Annotated in this window: 12 protein-coding genes and 1 pseudogene; 5 read left to right on the top strand and 8 right to left on the bottom strand. The window is 54.7% G+C overall.

The genetic code is table 11. The features are described from left to right. Positions 1 to 219 precede the first annotated feature (219 nt). Entirely contained in the window at positions 220 to 2,292 is a 2,073-nt protein-coding gene (locus tag K6T50_RS17520) for an ABC transporter ATP-binding protein (RefSeq protein WP_222609522.1), read from the top strand. Positions 2,293 to 2,799: 507 nt separating this feature from the next. On the opposite strand, the gene solA is transcribed toward K6T50_RS17520, so the two are convergent. Further along, a complete protein-coding gene (gene solA, locus K6T50_RS17515; RefSeq protein ID WP_222609521.1) occupies positions 2,800 to 3,963 on the bottom strand; it encodes an N-methyl-L-tryptophan oxidase in 1,164 nt (387 codons plus the stop codon). Positions 3,964 to 4,341: 378 nt separating this feature from the next. On the opposite strand from solA, the gene K6T50_RS17510 reads away from it, so the two are divergent. The 3 genes and pseudogenes from K6T50_RS17510 to K6T50_RS19025 form a co-directional block, all read left to right on the top strand. Then, positions 4,342 to 5,121: an IclR family transcriptional regulator gene (locus K6T50_RS17510; protein ID WP_222609520.1), complete on the top strand. Its 780-nt coding sequence runs from the start codon at positions 4,342 to 4,344 to the stop codon at positions 5,119 to 5,121. 879 nt (positions 5,122 to 6,000) lie between these two features. Continuing rightward, positions 6,001 to 7,440 carry an ABC transporter substrate-binding protein gene (locus tag K6T50_RS17505; RefSeq protein WP_222609519.1) on the top strand — a complete coding sequence of 480 codons (1,440 nt, stop codon included), beginning with the start codon at positions 6,001 to 6,003 and terminating at the stop codon, positions 7,438 to 7,440. A gap of 788 nt (positions 7,441 to 8,228) precedes the next feature. Beyond that, positions 8,229 to 8,462 (top strand): annotated as a pseudogene (locus tag K6T50_RS19025) (IS6 family transposase); the annotation flags it as partial. A gap of 600 nt (positions 8,463 to 9,062) precedes the next feature. Here K6T50_RS19025 and K6T50_RS17500 read toward each other — a convergent pair. The 7 genes from K6T50_RS17500 to K6T50_RS17470 form a co-directional block, all read right to left on the bottom strand. Continuing rightward, entirely contained in the window at positions 9,063 to 9,950 is an 888-nt protein-coding gene (locus K6T50_RS17500) for a fumarylacetoacetate hydrolase family protein (protein WP_222609518.1), read from the bottom strand. An 84-nt stretch (positions 9,951 to 10,034) separates the two neighbouring features. Further along, positions 10,035 to 11,144 carry a mandelate racemase/muconate lactonizing enzyme family protein gene (locus tag K6T50_RS17495; RefSeq protein WP_222609517.1) on the bottom strand — a complete coding sequence of 370 codons (1,110 nt, stop codon included), beginning with the start codon at positions 11,142 to 11,144 and terminating at the stop codon, positions 10,035 to 10,037. Between the two features lie 2 nt (positions 11,145 to 11,146). Then, a complete protein-coding gene (locus K6T50_RS17490; RefSeq protein WP_222609516.1) occupies positions 11,147 to 12,178 on the bottom strand; it encodes an ABC transporter ATP-binding protein in 1,032 nt (343 codons plus the stop codon). Between the two features lies 1 nt (position 12,179). After that, complete coding sequence (locus tag K6T50_RS17485; RefSeq protein ID WP_222609515.1) at positions 12,180 to 13,205, bottom strand: ABC transporter ATP-binding protein; 1,026 nt, start codon at positions 13,203 to 13,205, stop codon at positions 12,180 to 12,182. A gap of 2 nt (positions 13,206 to 13,207) precedes the next feature. Beyond that, entirely contained in the window at positions 13,208 to 14,122 is a 915-nt protein-coding gene (locus tag K6T50_RS17480; RefSeq protein ID WP_222609514.1) for an ABC transporter permease, read from the bottom strand. After that, on the bottom strand, positions 14,119 to 15,111 hold the full coding sequence (locus K6T50_RS17475; protein ID WP_222609513.1) for an ABC transporter permease: 993 nt from the start codon (positions 15,109 to 15,111) through the stop codon (positions 14,119 to 14,121). Before K6T50_RS17475 ends, K6T50_RS17480 begins: the two co-directional genes overlap by 4 nt. 85 nt (positions 15,112 to 15,196) lie before the next feature. Next, positions 15,197 to 16,942 carry an ABC transporter substrate-binding protein gene (locus K6T50_RS17470; protein WP_222609512.1) on the bottom strand — a complete coding sequence of 582 codons (1,746 nt, stop codon included), beginning with the start codon at positions 16,940 to 16,942 and terminating at the stop codon, positions 15,197 to 15,199. 127 nt (positions 16,943 to 17,069) lie between these two features. Between K6T50_RS17470 and K6T50_RS17465 the strand changes: the two genes are divergently transcribed. Next, positions 17,070 to 18,557 carry an aldehyde dehydrogenase family protein gene (locus tag K6T50_RS17465; protein WP_222609511.1) on the top strand — a complete coding sequence of 496 codons (1,488 nt, stop codon included), beginning with the start codon at positions 17,070 to 17,072 and terminating at the stop codon, positions 18,555 to 18,557. The last annotated feature ends 56 nt before the right edge of the window (positions 18,558 to 18,613 follow it).

Below are 18,613 nucleotides of genomic sequence, written 5' to 3'. Positions count from 1 at the left end.
CGTTGAGGCGCAACTCTCCTAAGTTCCGATCTCACGTGATGACGAGATGCGTTCTGATATTGAAGTGCTTGCCACAGTGGTACTCTCCGATGCTGTACACCTAGGGCTCAAGCAGGGTCGTGGTACCATCGAAGGATGGATCTGGACGTCCATCGTTGTCGGAGCCGACCCTTCTGTGCGAAACTTACTTGTATGGGGCTGAATACAGAATGCGTAGGAATGAGGTCTGTCAGTGAAGCACATACCGATCAAGATGACCAATCAGTGCTATCGGTAACTGATTTGTCTGTTGAGTATCTGACGGGAGACAGTTCGGTCAAAGCAGTCCGGGATGTATCTCTCCACATCGAACCCGGGGAGACTCTCGGTATCGCAGGGGAAAGCGGGAGCGGCAAAAGTACGTTAGCGCTCGCAATCCTGCGGTATCTCGGGGATAATGGCCAAATCACGAGTGGCTCAATTAACTACGAGGGCCAGTCGATTCTCGAACTTTCATCGGCGGAGCTCAAGGAGCTCCGCGGGAATGAAATCGCCCACGTCCCTCAGGATCCGAACACGGCGCTGAACCCGAGTATGACGGTAGGTGAACAGATAGCGGAAGTCGTTCGTACGCATCGCGACGTGACACGCTCAGAAGCGATGGAACAGACTTACGAGGTGCTTCAGGAGGTCAACCTTCCCGATCCAGAAACGAATGCTTCCCAGTATCCACACGAACTCTCAGGTGGTCAACAACAGCGTGTCATACTGGCTATTGCGTTGGCGTGCCAGCCACGGCTTCTCATCCTAGACGAACCGACGACCGGTCTGGACGTTACTACGCAAGCAACGATTCTGGACCTTATCGACGAACTCATCGAGGAGTGGGACACGAGCGTCTTACTCATCACCCACAACCTCGGGGTCATTAATCAGATCTCGGATAGAGTCGGTATCATGTACGCCGGTGAAATTATGGAGATGGGGACGACTGAGAGCGTATTTAGTTCGCCGGCGAACCCATATACGCAAGGATTGCTCGCGTCACTTCCGCAGGGAGACGACCGGCGTTTGAAGCCGATTCCTGGGCAGATTGGCGATTTGAGAAGGATTCCAAACGGGTGTGTGTTCGCCGAACGGTGTGAGTTTGCGACAGACGAGTGTAGAGATACCCCTGTGGAGAAGGTGCCTGTCAATGACGACCCAGAACACCTCACTCGGTGCAAACGATGGGAACACGCGTTGGAAAATCCAATTCAAGCAGATAGCCAGAAGATTCAACGCACCGCCGAGTCAAAAGACTCTACCCTCATTGAGGCTCGGAATGTACAGAAGTACTTCGGCGAGACATCCCTACTGGATCGCGTGTTCGGCGGTGAACCACCAGTGAAAGCCGTTGACGGCGTGAATCTGCACATCAATGAATCGGAGACCCTGGGGGTGGTTGGCGAATCCGGATGTGGGAAAAGTACACTCGGGTCGGTTCTGTTGGACCTCCTTCCAGCCACAGACGGGGAGATCTATTTCAGAGGCCAACAATTCGATTCGATGGATGACCAAGACTGGAAAGAGTTCCGCTCGGAGTGTCAGATCGTGTTCCAGAACCCTCATTCGAGTCTTAACCCAAAACATACGGTCGGACAAGCTATCAAGCGGCCGCTTGAGATGTTCACCGACCAGTCCGAGGACGAACAACGTGAGCGCGTGGCCGAACTCCTGACGCAGGTCGGACTACAGCCGAGCTATGCGGATCGCTATCCACGTGACCTCTCCGGGGGTGAAAAACAGCGTGTCGCGATCGCCCGTGCCTTCTCGGTCAATCCTTCATTCGTTGTACTCGACGAGCCGGTGTCAGCACTCGACGTCAGCGTTCAGGCAAGCATACTCAATCTCCTCACGAGTCTCCAAGAGGAGTACGGGACCTCGTATCTGCTCATAAGTCACGATTTCAGTGTGGTCAACTACATCAGTGATAGAACCGCGGTCATGTACCTTGGGAACTTCGTGGAAACAGGGTCGACGGAGTCGATATTCGAACCACCGTACCACCCATACACGCGGGCGCTGCTGTCGAATATTCCGTCGACAGATTCCTCCATAGAGAGGGAGCAGATCTATCTCGAAGGCGATGTTCCGAGCGCACGAAATCCACCGTCGGGATGTCCCTTCCAAACTCGGTGTCCACAGAAGATCGGTGATGTCTGTGAGCGGGATCATCCAAAGCTCGAAACTGTCGACTCCGACAATCCCAAACACCAGATCTCGTGCCACTTAGAACCCGAAGAGATGACTCCGTCAAACGACATCGTATAGTGACTCCGCCGTATCGCTACGAATTGTTCGTCGAATATTACTAGGTTTCTTGAGTCGGCCGTCCTTGCGTAGTTGAGTGCTATCACAGACTCACTGAGCATTTGAAATAGATATAACCTTGGTAAATTGTCACTCGACACCCGGGTCCAACTGCATCGGTCCTCTCCAGGGATATTCACCGCGGAAGTGGGTAATCGTTGCATCGCTTGTCGATTCTATTCCTCACAAACATGAGTTCACGGGGACAGTACGGAGACTACTATGGACAGTAATGGACACTCAGATGGTGGAAATGGAACTCCCATTGGTTCGAGAAACGACTGGTGTTGAGATCGCCAGCGGTATCCTGCCTGGTATTCCCTTACGATCAACAGTCCTCGATATCAGTCAGTACGGGGCCTACGAAGCTGTACTTCGTATCGACCGGGAACCCCCCTCTGACGATTATCACACAGGCAGCTCTGACCGAGCGCCCCGGGAGGCCTCGAGGCCGATATCAGTGGAATATCACCGGGTCACCCGCTGAAACCGGCTGATATCGAACAGTTCGACGTCGACGGCGGACTCTTGGTGAGTCACAAGGTCAGCTAGGAGTTCTCCCATGAGGCTACTGAACTTGAACCCCTTACCGGAGAACCCGGCACCAACGATGACGTTGGGATCCGACGGGAGGTGGTCAACGATGAAGTCTTGGTCGGGTGTGTGGGTTACCATACACGTCTTCAACCGTTTTATCGTTCTTGCACCCTCGGGGAAGTACCTCTGTGCGTTTTCGAGGAGTTCGGTCCGGAGTCGTTCTCGTTCTTTTTCTGTTGGACGAGGATCGAAGTCACCTGGGTTTGCTACTTCCTCCAAGTTGTCCACGAGCCCGAACTTGAATCCGGACGTTCCCGCGTCGGGGCCACCATAATATCCCTGACTTCCATCATTGATAGAGAACACGGGGAAGTTCTTCGGAGTGAACTGCTCTCTGTCGGCGGGTTGAAACCCGCCTACGATGACACGCCAGGGAGTCAAGGTTTCTTCCAACTCATCGACGAGTAACTGGGTCCACGCACCGGCCGTGATGACGAGGTTGTCGGCCTCGTAGGTGGCCCTGTCGGTCTCGACAGTGACACCGTCTGCCGTCGAATTCCAATCTTCCACTGTCTCGTGGGCGTGCGTGACGGCACCGTGTTCCTGTGCGAGTTCGACGTGTGCCTGAACACACTTAGTGGGGTTGATGAACCCCCCATCAGGTTGATAAACCGCCTCGAAGTCCTCAGGGAGTTCGAAGCCGGGGAATTTTTCTGACAATTCCTGTGACGAGAGGTGTTCGTACGAGAGATCGTACTCCTTGCAGGCTTTGATAGCCCCTTGGACCGTGTCGCTATCGGGAGGCCCAGCGTCGACTGTTCCCGTCCGATGGAGAAGCTGTTCGCCGTACTGGTTCTCCAGTGATTCCCACAGGGTTAGCGAACGGCGGACGTGAGGGACATACTCGGGATCTTCGTGATTCGTCAAGCGGATCAGTCTGGAATCGCCGTGTGAGGACCCTATCGAGTTGGGGATATTGTACTGGTCTAACCCCAGGACATCGAGGCCCCGTTGAGCCAGATGGTAGACGGCTGCGCTACCGATGCCTCCGACACCAACGACTATGGCATCGAATCGCTGACTACTGGTCTGCATAGCGATGTCATCCGAGACCGGAACCATAAATCTACTGTAACAGTAGTATGTTACTGGTTTTCGACATCAGGAATCAGCTCAGATCGAGTAACAGTCGAACATGATATCACAGAGCGTACGAACGGGGTATGAACTGATGTCGCTGACAGGCTACAACAGTGAAAACGAAATCCCCGATTGAGAACCTCTTAGCGAAACGATCCGCGATTTTGAGCTACAGGGCCCGACACTGCGACTCAACGTTCATATGATGATGTCAGTACTACCAGTTTTGTCCGATCACCAGACTGAGTCACCGTACGTGATTAGTTTGAATTCCCAGAGTCGTTTGTGTACTGCAAAATATTATGTATCTCCGGATAGTCTACTGGACAACGCATGAAGGACAGCGCACCCCGAACATTGAGTACGGTAGAAACCACCTGTAAAGTCATCGACGTTCTCGAAGAGAACAACGGTGCTACCGTCACAGAGGTCGCCGAGTCATTAAGTGTCTCACCGGGTGGTGCCTACAATCACTTGGCGACGCTGGCCAACGAGGGATACGTTGTCAAAAAAGATGGACAATATGAGTTGGGTATGAAGTTTTTGAACAAAGGGAGACACGTCATAGACAACAACGTAGTGTACCGTGCTGGTAAAGAGGTCACCGAGAATCTCGCCGAGGAGACGGGGGAATTCGCACATCTGATGACCTGTGAACACGGCCGTGGAGTGTTTCTACACAAATCAAAGGGTGAGCGGGGCATCTCGAAAGATTTCAACGAGATGAAACTCAAACGGCATGACTATCTACACTGGGGTTCGACTGGAAAGGCGTATCTAGCGCATTTACCCCCCGAAGAGGCAAGGGAAATCATTGAAGAACACGGATTACCGTCGATGAACGAAAATACAATTACCGACCCGGAAGAACTGTTTGCAGAGTTCGAAACTATTCGAGAGCAGGGGTACGCTATCAATGATCAAGAAGAGATCATAGGAACCCGCGCTGTCGGTGCGCCAATTGAGAATGATAAAGGACTCTACGGGGCTATCAGTATCTCCGGCCCGAAAAGCCGGTTTACGTTCGACAACCTTCATGCTGAATTGAGTGATAAAGTTCTGGAAGCCGCCAACATCATCAGTGTGAATATCACTACGCTTCAAAATCAGTAAACTGATACATTTGTAAATAGCAAACAAGTTTCGATCTGTTTATTCACCCCAAGCCAAACGAACGCCCGTTTGAAAGCTGAATCTACCTATCCATTACAACCATAGGTTTGTAATCGGGGGCGGGATATTCTCCAAACTCATTAATTAGACTACATATGGGCTTGATATTGAGATCGCATTGAACACCGAGTCATGACCGGAATTTCACCTTCGCATGCTCACCCACCACTCCGTTATTTGTATATTGCAAATCTTAGTGGTGTAGCCAGAGATCTCCCCTAAATTGACTGAGAAAAACTCGTGGTGGAGTAAGACGAGGGACAATTGTTTCTGTGCATGAGGGGCCACATTGCTGAATCTGGGATACGACACGTACTTGGAACTCCCCATTTAGACCGCAATGACTCCCTCAGACACGCTTCGGGAGGGTAGGGTAGCGATTGTTGATACCACTCGAAATTACTGACTGGGATTGGAGCGCTGCTGCGGACCAGGTTCTCAGCAAAGTCCTGCTCTACTCAGATATAACAAAGAATGATTCTATAAGCATCTATTTAAATTCTCATTGCCAGAACCACGCCAGTCGAAATGTTTATTATGGTGTGTGTTAGTCGTTGGCTTGCAATGCGCCAAGAAGTAGCAAACCGTCCAGGTAGTACCCTTGAACGGCGTCACTATTTGGGACTGATCGGTGTAGGTGCTGTGACTGGGCTCGCCGGTTGCACGGGTGACTCCAACCAAGGAGGCTCGTCGGGCGATGACTCAGGTTCGGGAGAGGGATCTGCCTCTGGGTCAGAGTCCGGATCGAGTTCTAACAATCTGCGTGGAGGCCATCTCAGGATAGCCATCACGCCGGAAACTTCGACGATAAACCCGGTAATGATGTCCTCGAAGTTCCCACAACGTTGGGGAGTGAAGCTGTTTTATTCCACCCTGACCCGTGTCAGCCCCGATCTCGAACCATACGGCGATTTGGCCGCAGACTGGTCATCGAATGACGCGTCCGATGAGTGGACGTTCTCGTTGCGGGATGCAACGTTCCACGACGGGAGCAAGGTCACCGCTTCGGATGTGAAAGCGACGTTCGAAACGGTGTACGATGAGGATGTTGGGAGCCCAGGAATGGGAACGATGGGCGACATTCAACAGGTCGAAGCCGTCGATGAAACCACTGTCAGGTTCATTCTCGGCGGGAGTAACTCTGACTTCGCCAAACTCGTTTCCAAGGGATGGGGGTCGATCGTTCCAGAGGACATCGTCACTGATCCCGAAAAGCGGCAGGCACTCGGAACGGAGGAGCATGGGTCAGGTGCCTTCACGTTGGAGGAGTTCGCCCCCGGTGACGAACTTGTCGGGGTCGCGTACGACGACTATTACAGGACCGGTGACGACGGGGAACCACTCCCGTACGTCGATAGAATCAGTCAAATAACGATCCCTGAGAAAAGTAATCAGGTCAACGCGCTCCGAGGAGAAGACGTCGACATCATCTGGCAACCTGGGTACGGTCAATGGGGGCAGCTCCAGAACCTCAGCGACGCAAACGCCCATAGGACGCCAGGGGGAGAGATCGCGAACTTCGTCATGAACACGAGCGTTGAACCGTGGTCCGACCCTCGTGTGAGAAAAGCCGTAAAACACGCTATTGACCGTGAAGCAATTCTAAGCGCGGTCCAAGATGGACTCGGAGTGGTGGGACAGGATAATCTTCTCTCCCCCGCGTACGACTTTCATGCCGATATCGATCCACCTGAGCAAGACCTCGAGAAGGCAAGAGAACTTCTCGCCGAAGCAGGATATCCCGATGGCATCAACCTGACGGAGGAGTTCGACCTGACGCTGCAGACAGCCAGTAATATCCCGCACATGCGGGGTACGGCTGTGTTGATGCAGGAGCAGCTCGAGGAAGTCGGCATCGAGTTCGAACTCGAAACGATGGGATACGACACCTGGAGTGCTACCGTGTGGAGAAAATCCCCGTTCTACGTCGGTGCATACGGAATGCGCATCAGCGGGGCGAACTTCATGAAGCTGATGCTGCACTCCGAAGGCAACTGGAACAGCGAATCCGATTGGACGAACCAAGAGTTCGATGATCTCGTCGACAATGCGATCGCAGAGACCGACCGAGAGCAAAAACAACAGTACATGAACGAGGCCCAGACGCTGGTTCGAGACGAAGGCCCGTACGCGATATCGTTCTATATCGACACGATCGGAGCTTCGAAGAACTACGTAGAAAAGTACGAACTTAATCCGCTTGCATACCAGATTTACCCCGATGAATATGCCCTTGGAGCGAATGCTCCGACGAAGTAACCGAGTGAGCGTAAACTAGACGAAATAATGAGACACAAGTGCTAGAATACGTGGCTGTAGCACGCGGAGGCAGTATAGAGAGTCCAGTAACACTTCAGGGGAACTACTGACGGCTTTTCGAGCGGAAAGCCGTTACGGCAGACAACTCATTTCCGGACTTCTCGTTGAAACCATATATATCCGGAAATCGATACGGACCCTGCGTTTATTCAGTGTTCCATTCTTCCGAAAAACAGTCGTTTCATCAACGGTCATTCGGTTGGATGGAGCATTTTAACTGTCGAACTTGCTAAGCAGTCTAGACGCAAAGATCAGAAAACACCGGTGACAGTGTGGTAGCCTGATATCGATCCCAAAACCGTGGACATCGCAGAAAGACGCATAGAATAGATATGTTCGACTTTTATCAGACGTCGATTCCCAGCAAATTCGTCGCTTCGTAGCGAAAGGCACGTCCATTATCAGACCGTGGGGTAACAGTTCGGCATCCGACTCCATCCGACTAAATTGTCAAATCCAGATACTACCTCAATTTCATATATATTGGTCATCAACGGCTGTCGAATCACCGTTCCCAGCTGGGTGCAGAAGGCAGATCGACAGCCGCTCGACCTTCCCGACGCGGACACGTCTCGGTTGATGAACCGCGATCAACTCGACAATTCACTGGTTTGGCTATCAGCTGCTATCGCTCTCGATATGAAATGTTTGCTGGATATATAGCTCATCACTGCGAGGAACCATCTAATCATCGAGATATTATTACCGATTTCGGAGAGAGCTAACACATCGATGATCCGCTCTTTCTCGTCGATCCTACACCGTGACTGCAAGCAGCTCTCTACCATCACAGCCTTGAGTACAGATACGAGAAACACGGTACTCGGAACAGCGTCGAACGTGTCTTCAGAGAAATAAAACGCCGAACCAACCAGTTCTCAAACTGTTTCAGCCACGCCGACGCAGAAACCGTCGAACATTGGCTGCAAGCGTTCGCCTTCGCATGGAACCAGCTTATCTGAACACTACCTGATTGACGCCGATCAGATTCAAGTCGCAGTTACTGAATCCTGGCCCAACTCAGCAATGAACGATTTTGGTTCGACGCTGCTGTCGCTCCCAAAACGAACGTCTTCCTGCTTGTAAAGCTCTCTCCGACTGGAAGCCAAAAAGTACCGTGTTGATCCCCTCTGAACTCCGCGAGAAACATCCCGTCGACGATGCACTCTTTCATAACGATTCTGCACTTGCTGTATGCATCATTGTTCTGTCAAATTGTGAGTATTAATGCGAATCATACAATAATCGAGTCAACGTCGGATACTTATTTAAAAATTGGATGCTGAAATTATATTTTTAAACTGGTACAGTCACGCCGACGCAAACTCCGTCGAATCTCGGTTGCAAGCGTTCAGTTTCGGATGGAACCAGTCAATCTGAACACTGCCATGGACCGGGTCCGGCTGTCACGGCGGAACATGTGGCCGCAATGCGTCGTGGCGAGGGTAGGAATCATCCTACTTTTAGTATATAAGCTGAATTAACATAATATTATAGAAACCTAAACAAAGGAACTACATATTACCAGCGTCTTAGGTTTCGAATCCAGTCAGAGACAGCGATTACTGATGACAGCACATGTTGGTAAGCTCCCCGATTTCTTCGATCCCAACCGTGACCTGATCCCCATCGTCCAGCAGGACGGGAGGATCTCTGAACACACCGACACCCGTCGGAGTCCCTGTGAGAATTACGTCTCCCGGTTCGAGAGTGAAGGCCCGACTGCAGAATGAGACGAGTTCATCAATCCCGAAAATAAGGTTCTCCGTCGTCGAGTCCTGAAGCCGTTCCCCATTTACCTCTGCCCACAGTCGCAGGTCCTCAGGATCCTCAAGTTCGTCTTCCGTGACGATCGCAGGACCAAGCGGACAAAACGTATCTAGCGTTTTCCCGCGGACCCACTGCTCGTCCGCGAACTGTAGATCACGTGCTGAGACGTCATTCGCGACGGTGTAGCCGGCAATGTGGTCTCTCGCCCGGGATCTGTCGATCCGCCGGGCTCGTTTTCCGACGACAGCGGCAAGTTCAACTTCGTAATCCACTTCCGATGTTAATTCTGGGTCCCACTTGATTGCTTGGCCGGGACCAACCAATGCGGAGGCATATTTCGAGAACAATACTGGGTTCTCGGGTCGTTCTTCCTCGGATTCCTCGATATGTTCGATGTAGTTGAGCCCAACACAGATGATCTTCTGGGGTTCAACGAGAGGGGAAAGGATCTCGACTTCCTGCCGTTCGTGGAGGCCCGTTTCTACGTCTATGGCGTAGTCTCGGAGTAGTTTGACCGTCTCTTGCCACCGGGGCCTCGCTAGGAGTGTCCGCATACTGGAGGGGATACCGACGTCGAGGTCGGTTCCGACCGCTTGGAGGTCAACGACCACTTCCGTGCTCGGTTCAAGTGCACCCAGCCGTGGCTGTTCCTCACCGTGAGAGAATCTGACGAGTCGCATCGCCCAGATAAGTGGACCGCTGGGTATTAGCCGTTTGGGTAGCTCTGCAGCGATCGGTCCACTCGATCGTATAGATATCAACGATCAGTCGATACGAAGTCGATCGAGTTGTGCAGGGTCGACCGACACCCCTAACCCTGGCCCGTCGGGGACAACCATCGTCCCTTCCGAGACTGTCAACGGGGCCTTCAGAAGGTACTCTTCCCAGTGTGGGTAGACCGTGTCCACTGCCAAGTTAATCGCCGGTGTAGTGGCGACAGAGTGGAGCACGGCGGCCTTTTTGACACCCAGATCGAACCCGTCATGATGGGCGAGTGAGATACCGTACTCATCCGCGACCGCCGCCTGAGCCTTCAGTGCGAGGATCCCACCGGCAGGCACGAGGTCAACCACGGCCACATCAATGGCATCTGCATGGAGAAGCTGTGTTAGATTTCGCCGATGATAGGTGTCTTCATTGATTCCGATAGGGGTGTGCAGGCGACTCCGAAGACTTCGGTAGGTCCCGATCGAATCGACCCTGATGGGTTGTTCGAAATACTGGAGATACACCCCGGCGTCTTCGAGCCATGCTCCCACGCGGACGGCGTCTTCGAACGTCCAGCCCTGATTAGGGTCGACGCGGAATTCCAAGTCTCCGTCGACTTCGTTATCCATCGCCAAGACTCGGTCAACATCCTGCTTCCAGTTGCGCCCAGCCTTCACTTTCAGCACATCGTAGCCCGCCTCGAGGGCTCGACGAGCGAATTCACGGGACCGCTCCGGACTCAGAATACCTAGCGTTGCAGCAATTGGAACCGCCTCATCGATCCGCCCCCCGAGAAGTTGGTGAAGCGGCACACCCAACTCGTGACCGAGTGCGTCCCACATTGCCATCTCAACACCTGCCACGTAGCCATTCACGTCCAAATACTCGTAGTGGAACGCATTCCTGAATGCCTCAATCGCCCACAGCGGACGACCAACTGCCTCTGGGATTATGTCCGACTTTAGTACTGCGAGTGCCGAGTCGACCGAGGGTGACGGCCGAATCTCACCCCAACCTTCGATGCCGGTCGTGGTTTCGAGCCGAAGCAGAACTCGTTCGACGTTCTCGACCGCTCCGTGTTTGCCACGGTAAGGTGCGATCCCCCCGTCGTCGAGAGGTCGAACCCCAACCTCGACTGGGATAGCTTCGATGGAGGCGACTTCCATGGTCAGTTGGCCTCCAAGGGGTAGTGACAGGCCACTTCCCGTTGACCCTCACCTTTCTCTTCAAGGTCGGGTTCGACCGCTGAACACGTCTCGTCAGCGTAGGCACACCGCGGATGGAATCGACAACCGGATGGGATATCAGTTGGACTCGGAACCTGTCCTTCTAACTGACCCCGAGATCGAGTCGCCATCGGGTCAGGGTCGGGGACTGATTCGAGCAGTGCCTCAGTGTACGGATGAGACGGTTCGTGAATGACCCGGTCGGTCACCCCCGACTCGACTATCTTCCCGAGGTACATGATCATCGTGCGATCGGCAAGGTAGTTTATTGTGGAGAGATCGTGAGAGATGTAAAGAATGGACAGATCTCGCTCGGCCTGAAGCCGCTCGAACAGATGGAGGATGCCAGTTCGAACACTGACGTCCAGCATCGAGACCGGCTCGTCGGCGATCAGGAAGTCAGGGTCCAGAATAATGGCCCGAGCGATACACACCCGCTGGCGTTCTCCTCCGGAGAGTTCCCCCGGGAGCTTATCCAGATACTTCTCGGCGGGTGAGAGTCCTACCTCCTCCAGCGTCTCCCTGGTTCGTTCAATTCGGGATTCTCGATCACCAATGCCGTGGATCTTCAGGGGTTCAGAGACAGTACGGGCGACCGGGAACCGTGGGTTCATCGCTTCATACGGGTCCTGAAAAATGACCTGTGCCTTTCTGCGGAAGGCGTTCATTTCTGCGGAGTCGAAGGAATTGACGTCGTTACCGTCAAACGTGATCTGTCCGTCCGTTGGCTCCTGGAGTCCGACCAAGAGTTCGCCCAGTGTAGACTTCCCGCAGCCGCTCTGGCCGGCCAGTCCAACAATCTCCCCTCTGCCGATGGTGAAGTCGACATCGTCGACAGCCTTCAGGTGGTCCCCTTGGGAGAAGAGGTTCGATAAGAACGACCCTTCGCCCGTGGACGAGAACCACTTCGAAAGACCTTGCACCCGGAATAGTGGGTGCGTTTTTGAATCGGAGCTGGTCGTTTGTCTCGACATATTACTGCTCACCCCCAACGGAAAGCCAGAGCTCTGCAGACTTCCCTTCCTCTCTGAAATCGGCTGCTTGGTCGGTGTAATGGCATTTGGCTCGATGACGTTCCCCTACCTCGACCGTTGGCGGTTCAACGGTATCGCATTCCGCAGTAGCGAAGGGACACCGACTTTTGAAACGGCACCCAGACGGCGGGTCTCTCAGATTCGGCGGTGCTCCCGGAATGCTGACTAGCCGTGACTTCTCTCCTCGTTCCAGTGACGGGAACGCGTTCTTCAGGCCGATGGTGTAGGGATGTGCGCTCTCGCCGAACACCTCCGTTGTCGGCCCGAATTCCATCACACGACCACCGTACATCACCGCGATGGTGTCTGCTACCTCCGCGACGACGCTCATGTCGTGAGTGACGAGGATAATCGCGCAATCGATCTCTGCTTGGATATCATCTAACAGCGAGAGGATCTCGTCTTGAATGACTACGTCCAGACCGGTCGTCGGTTCGTCCGCCAAGATGACCGACGGTTCGAGCGCAAGCGCGAGAGCGATCACCGCCCGCTGGCGTTGACCTCCCGACAGTTCGTGTGGGTAGTCGTAGAGTCGTTCCTCGTCCAAGCCAACATCAGTCAGCAGGTCCTTTGCCCGATCTCGAGCCTCCTGTTTGGTCCGATCGGTGTGGGCGCGGATGACCTCGACGATCTGGTCTCCGATCCGGTAGACGGGGTCCAGTGAGGCCATCGCATTCTGCGGGATGTAGGAGATCTCCTTCCAGCGGATCTCCTCGTTTAGTTCCTCGATCGAATACTGAGTCAGGTCCCGACCTTTGAACAGGATCTGACCCTCATCGACGGAACCGTTCTCGTCGAGGATGCGGATGAGAGACTTGATGATAGTCGATTTCCCGCATCCGCTCTCTCCGACGACTCCGAGCGTCTCACCGGCTTCGACCGAGAGGTCCACTGATTCAACCGCCTGAACGACGGTGCTCTCATCCTCATATGCGACGCCGAGGTCTTCGATAGTGAGTAACGACATGGTTATTCGATTTGTGGGTTAGTTACGTCTTCGATACCCCGCGAGATGTAGAAGAACGACACCACGAGGGCGGTGATACTGAGGCCCGGCGGGAGAACCCACCACCAAGCAACTGAGATCGCGCCACTCGAGAAGGTGAGCTGGAGCATCACACCCCAACTCATCATCTCGGTCGCACCTAATCCCAGGAAAGAGATGCCAGCCTCCAGCAGTATGGCTGATCCCGCAACGAAAGTCCCCTCAATGAGCATGATCGGGACCAGGATCGGTGCGATATGGACGAACATGATACGCATGTCGCTCGCCCCCGAAGCTCGGGCAGCCTTTACGAATGGTTGCTCTGCCAGCGACATCGTCTCCGAACGTATTAGCCGTGCGGAGGTCCGCCAGAGGACCAACATCATGGCGATTATGACGGTCCAGACGGAACTACCCCAGAACATGGCTACGACTAAGACCAGCGGCGTGGCCGGAATGGCATAGAGGATGTCGACTACCCGCATCAACACAAGGTCGATGAGTCCCTTGTAGTAGCCGGAGACGAGCCCGACGGTGGTGCCGATCGAGATTACTGTGATGGCTGAGAGGAAGCCGACAAGCAGCGACACCCGACTCCCGTATATCCACTGACTGTAAATGTCCTGTGCCAGATGGTTGGTACCCATCGGATTGTTGACCGTCGGCGGTTGGAGTGTCTCCGGCTGTCCCTGGTCATTGTAGACGGTTTCGGTCGGCTCATACGGTGCGATGAACGGCGCAAAGACCGCCATCAGGAGGGTTGCCAGAACGATCACCATCGCGACGGTGGCCATCCGGTTCTCGGTGAACACGTTCACCCCATCACGGATCTGCTCGATGTAGTGTGCGTACTGGAGTCGCCTGCCAGTCGACAACCGATTGAGGACGACTTCGATCACGTCTCTACCCCCGTGTCGGCCACTCGCGGATCGACGTACACAGAGAGCACGTCGACCAGGAAGTTTAACAGGATAATAGCAACCGAGATGATCATGAACGCCCCTTGGGCCACGGGGTAATCACTGGCAAGGACTGCGGTCCACATCGCCCGTCCGACCCCTGGCCAGGAGAACACCGTTTCCAAGATGATGGAGCCGCCGAAGGCGAATCCGAACGCTAAGGCCATATAGTGTACCAACGGCAGCAGTGCGTTTCGCGCCCCGTGACGGTACATGATTCGCCTCTCGTCGAGTCCCTCGGCGCGTTTCAGCTTGATGAAGTCTGCGCCGATAACGTCGATCATGTTGTTTCGCATGATCAGCGTCGGCTGACTCAAGCGCCACAGTCCGAAGATCAGGATCGGAAGGATCGCGTGCCTGATGAACTCGAGAGAGGCGAACCGCCCGACGAGCGACGTCTCGGTGTAGGTCGCCGAGTGCATCCCCGAGGACGGGAGCCATCCGAGCCAGAACGAAAACACCATGATCGCCAACATTCCGGTCCAGAATATCGGCGCAGCGAACGCGATCAACACCAGACCGGTTCCGTACGAATCGAGGGATTCGTTCCGGTTCCATGCGAAGTTCGCGCCGATGAACGGCCCGAACGTGAATGCAAGGAATAGCGCAGGTACCGTTATCGAGAGCGTGTTTAGCGTCTTGTTCAGAAGGAACGGTAGCACCGGCCGTCCGTACTGGAACGAGACACCGAGGTTCCCTTGTGCGAGGTTCTCCAAGTAGTACAGGTACTGGATGTGCAACGGCTGTGTGAGCCCGTGCTGTGCGAGGATAGCCTGGCGCTGTTCATCGGAGAACCGCGGGGACACGAGTTGACTCGCCGGGTCTCCGGGCATGATTCGGAACAACAGGAACAGCAGCGTTACAACTGCGAACAGCGAGACGAGCGTCAGCGCCAGTCGCTGAAGGATGAAGGTGACTTTCTTATTCATGGACCCTCCATCGCCGTGACTCTGTGAGCCGCCCTGAGAGCACGCAGTCCGGCCTGTCCGATGTACGGGCTTGGGTCATGATCAGTTAGCTATCGACGCTGACGAATTCCGTGTTCGGCTCCCAATCTGTCGGCCAAAGCAAGGTATCGCCATCGTATCTGAACCCACTCTCCTGAAGAAGGGCTTGGGCCCGGCTCAGGCTATGCTGGTACGCGGGTACGTCGGGATTGTGATAGAACTCGTTGGCCGGTGCGATCGGAGACTTTGCGGGTTCGGCGTTCCCTTGGTGTACAGTCTGAACGATGAGCGAACGGTCGATCGCGTGTGCGACCGCTCGACGGACAATCACGTCATTGAACGGCTCGTTATTCGTATTCATGAACACCCCGTTAGCCTGGATACTTGGGTTCTGGATCGCTTCCGTATTTCCACTCTCCTGCGTCCGTTCCCAGTCGATGGTTCCGAGGCCTTGAGAGAATGTCGCATCACCGTTGATGAGATCACCTACGGCGGTCGAGTTCGAACCGTAAATGTTGTACACGATTTGGTCCATATCGTACTCCTCAGCGTGGTAATGGCCTTCGTGCTTCTCGAAGACAATGCGGTTGCCGGGGTCGTACTCTGTCATCATGAACGGCCCACTGCCCGTCATATCTGGGTCAGTCCACTGTCCTGGATGGTCGAGGTCATTTTCCTCTGCGACCCCGTCCCAGATGTGCTGGGGCAGGATGGGTACCCTGTAAAGGCTGACCTGCACGAACCCTGCGAACGGATTCTTGAGGTTGAACCGGATCGTGTTGTTACTCATCACCTCCGAGCTCTCGTAGGGTGCAAGGTCCGAGGAGAGGTACGGGATACCCCATTCCGTTGCGTAATCCCACGTAAACTTGACGTCCTCCGGCGTTACTGGCTCACCATCATGCCAGGTCATGCCCTCGCGTAGCTGGACGTCGATAGTCGTGTCATCAACGATTTCCCAATCCTGAGCCGCACCCTCCGCGATCGGCTGACCCTCCGTGTCCATCTGCACCAGTGGGTCGTAGTTCAGTTTGTGGAGGAACACAGCTGCCGGTCCCGTGTGGGACATGAAGTTGGGATACTGCTCAGGGGGAGACGTCGTGGCGAAGATCACTGTCCCGTCGCCCGCCTCGTCCACGCCCGTCTTGAGAGTCGTCGGGTTGAAGTACGCCCACTCGCCGACCATCGGGTCCCATCCAGAGTACTCCTGAGTGTTGTGCGCGATCAACGACGACGGGTGGGTCATCATTGCGACTGGCGCGTTCTGGGCGATGATCTCCTGACAACGGAACGCCAGCTCTTGACGAGCTTCGTCGTCCATTTCGGACGCAAAGTTTTCGACGGCCGTATCGTACTCGTCGCTCGTCCAGTTCATGAAGTTCCCACCGCCCTCGCCCGCGTACTGGGAGTGGAAACTGAAGTAGAGGTTGTAGTACGGGAACAGCCGCTCGACCGTGTTCGACCAGCCGATATTCGCCAGGTCGTACTCCTTCGCGAAGAGGGTATCAACCCACTGTCCCGACTCGAAAACGTCCTCCGAAAACCGGAATCCCAATTCTTCCAGCATGCCCTGTGCCTGTTGAGCCTCCTCGTAGTAGACTGGATTATCTCCCCTAGCGAGGGTAAGCCAACTGAATTCCGGAACCTCCTCGTACTCGATGTCCGGCTCGAGCGTCTTCGTTTCAACAGGAGTAGCCGTCTCGGTACTCCCACCTGCTGGAGTGTTCTGACCCTCGCCGGAACAGCCTGCGAGGCCGGCTGCTGTACCAACGACTCCCAGTTGCTTCAGGAATTTACGCCTTTGGCTAGGCATGGCATGACAATCCACATAGGGGGGTAATAAATATATCGCCGAATAGACCCGGGGAGCGTCGAATACAAACTCGTGGGACGAGCAATTAAGTGCCAGTGTTTATCTCACATGACCAAGATGGCAGGATATGGGAGATACAGCGGATCACCAAGTCTACGACTTGCCTCAGGAGGCGTACGGTCTCTTCATCGACGGCGAGTGGCGGGGTAAGCCAAACCGTAGCTCACCTGCCACCAGCCCAGCTACTGAAGAGGTAATCGGGACGGTTACGATGGGGACGGAAGAAGACGTGTCCGACGCTGTCGTGGCGGCGACCGAGGCTCAGCAAGATCTGGCGGCAATGACAGCGTTTGAGCGAGCTGAACTTGTTCACGAACTTGCCGACGCTATCAATAGCGAAGCTGACGACCTGGCCATGTGGCTCTCGGCCGACCAAGGGAAACCGCTCACCGAGGCGAAGATCGAGGTCGATCTGGCTGTCGAGATGTATCGTGACGCCGCGGAGAACGTCAAGCGAGCGGGCGGAGAGACCATTCCCGCGGCCGATCCAGATACCCGCGTGTTCACTCTCCGCGAACCTCACGGCGTCTATGGAGTCATCACGCCGTGGAACTATCCGCTGACGATTCCGAGCGAATATCTTGCCCCAGGCTTAGGGGTCGGAAACGCCATTGTCTGGGTTCCCGCACCGACAACGTCCGTTTTTTCCGTGAAACTGGTCGAAGTGCTCGCGGAAACTGGCCTCCCCGACGGCGCGTTAAACCTGGTTACCGGGGAGGGGCCGGTAGTAGGAGAAGCTGTCGTGAAGCACGGCGGCACCGATGCCGTCGGCTTCACCGGTAGCCCTGAGACAGGCGAGTTAGTCGCGCGAAATGCAGGCGCCAAACCGACCTTGTTGGAACTCGGTGGGAACGGTCCGGTTATCGTCCTCGATGATGCCGATATTGAACATGCTGCCGAAACCGTTGCCGGAGGCTGTTTTACCAATGCCGGCCAGATCTGTACGGCGAGTGAACGCATCCTCGTCCACGAGGACGTCCACGAACCGTTTCGGGAGCAGTTACTAGAACACACCAAGGAAGTGACGCTCGGCCATCCCCTATCAGAGGCAACCGACATGGGGCCGCTCAACAACGAATCGGTCGCCAAAAAGATGGACGCGCACGTGGAGGACGCCGTCTCGAAAGGGGCAACACTCCTCCATGGCGGAGAGCGCTCGACTCAGCTCCCGGGCAATCTCTACTACCAACCGACGGTTTTGGACGATGTAACCACCGACATGGTGACCAATGAGGCCGAAACGTTCGGCCCCATCGCACCGATCATCACGTTCTCCGACTACGACGAGGCCATCGACATCGCCAACGGTATCGATTTGGGTCTATCCTGTGGCGTCTTCACTGAGTCAGTGTCGAAGATGTACCGCTTCGCCGAACAGATCCATGCCGGACTCATCAACATCAATGAGGGCAGCGCCCACTGGGAAACGCATACACCCGTCGGCGGCCACTCGAAGACCGATAGCGGGGTCGGTCGTATCGGCGGTCAGTACACGATCGATGAGATGAGTCAGGTCAAAAACGTGACCGTCAATATCGACAGCACTCCGAAGTAGCCCTGATTCAGGCATTCATTTTATCGCCTCCGGTAGGCAGCGAATGCCTCTGGCCT

Source organism: Halobaculum magnesiiphilum, from assembly GCF_019823105.1.
GTDB classification, from domain to species: Archaea; Halobacteriota; Halobacteria; order Halobacteriales; family Haloferacaceae; genus Halobaculum; species Halobaculum magnesiiphilum.
Note: the sequence above shows the minus strand (reverse complement) of the source record. Positions and strands in the feature narration are given on the sequence as shown.

Bases quoted from the DNA above. Each gene is read 5' to 3' on its own strand.
- K6T50_RS17520 (WP_222609522.1), top strand. From the start codon at position 220: ATGAGGTCTGTCAGTGAAGCACATACCGATCAAGATGACCAATCAGTG.
- solA (WP_222609521.1), bottom strand. From the start codon at position 3,963: ATGCAGACCAGTAGTCAGCGATTCGATGCCATAGTCGTTGGTGTCGGA.
- K6T50_RS17510 (WP_222609520.1), top strand. From the start codon at position 4,342: ATGAAGGACAGCGCACCCCGAACATTGAGTACGGTAGAAACCACCTGT.
- K6T50_RS17505 (WP_222609519.1), top strand. From the start codon at position 6,001: ATGATGTCCTCGAAGTTCCCACAACGTTGGGGAGTGAAGCTGTTTTAT.
- K6T50_RS17500 (WP_222609518.1), bottom strand. From the start codon at position 9,950: ATGCGACTCGTCAGATTCTCTCACGGTGAGGAACAGCCACGGCTGGGT.
- K6T50_RS17495 (WP_222609517.1), bottom strand. From the start codon at position 11,144: ATGGAAGTCGCCTCCATCGAAGCTATCCCAGTCGAGGTTGGGGTTCGA.
- K6T50_RS17490 (WP_222609516.1), bottom strand. From the start codon at position 12,178: ATGTCGAGACAAACGACCAGCTCCGATTCAAAAACGCACCCACTATTC.
- K6T50_RS17485 (WP_222609515.1), bottom strand. From the start codon at position 13,205: ATGTCGTTACTCACTATCGAAGACCTCGGCGTCGCATATGAGGATGAG.
- K6T50_RS17475 (WP_222609513.1), bottom strand. From the start codon at position 15,111: ATGAATAAGAAAGTCACCTTCATCCTTCAGCGACTGGCGCTGACGCTC.
- K6T50_RS17470 (WP_222609512.1), bottom strand. From the start codon at position 16,942: ATGCCTAGCCAAAGGCGTAAATTCCTGAAGCAACTGGGAGTCGTTGGT.
- K6T50_RS17465 (WP_222609511.1), top strand. From the start codon at position 17,070: ATGGGAGATACAGCGGATCACCAAGTCTACGACTTGCCTCAGGAGGCG.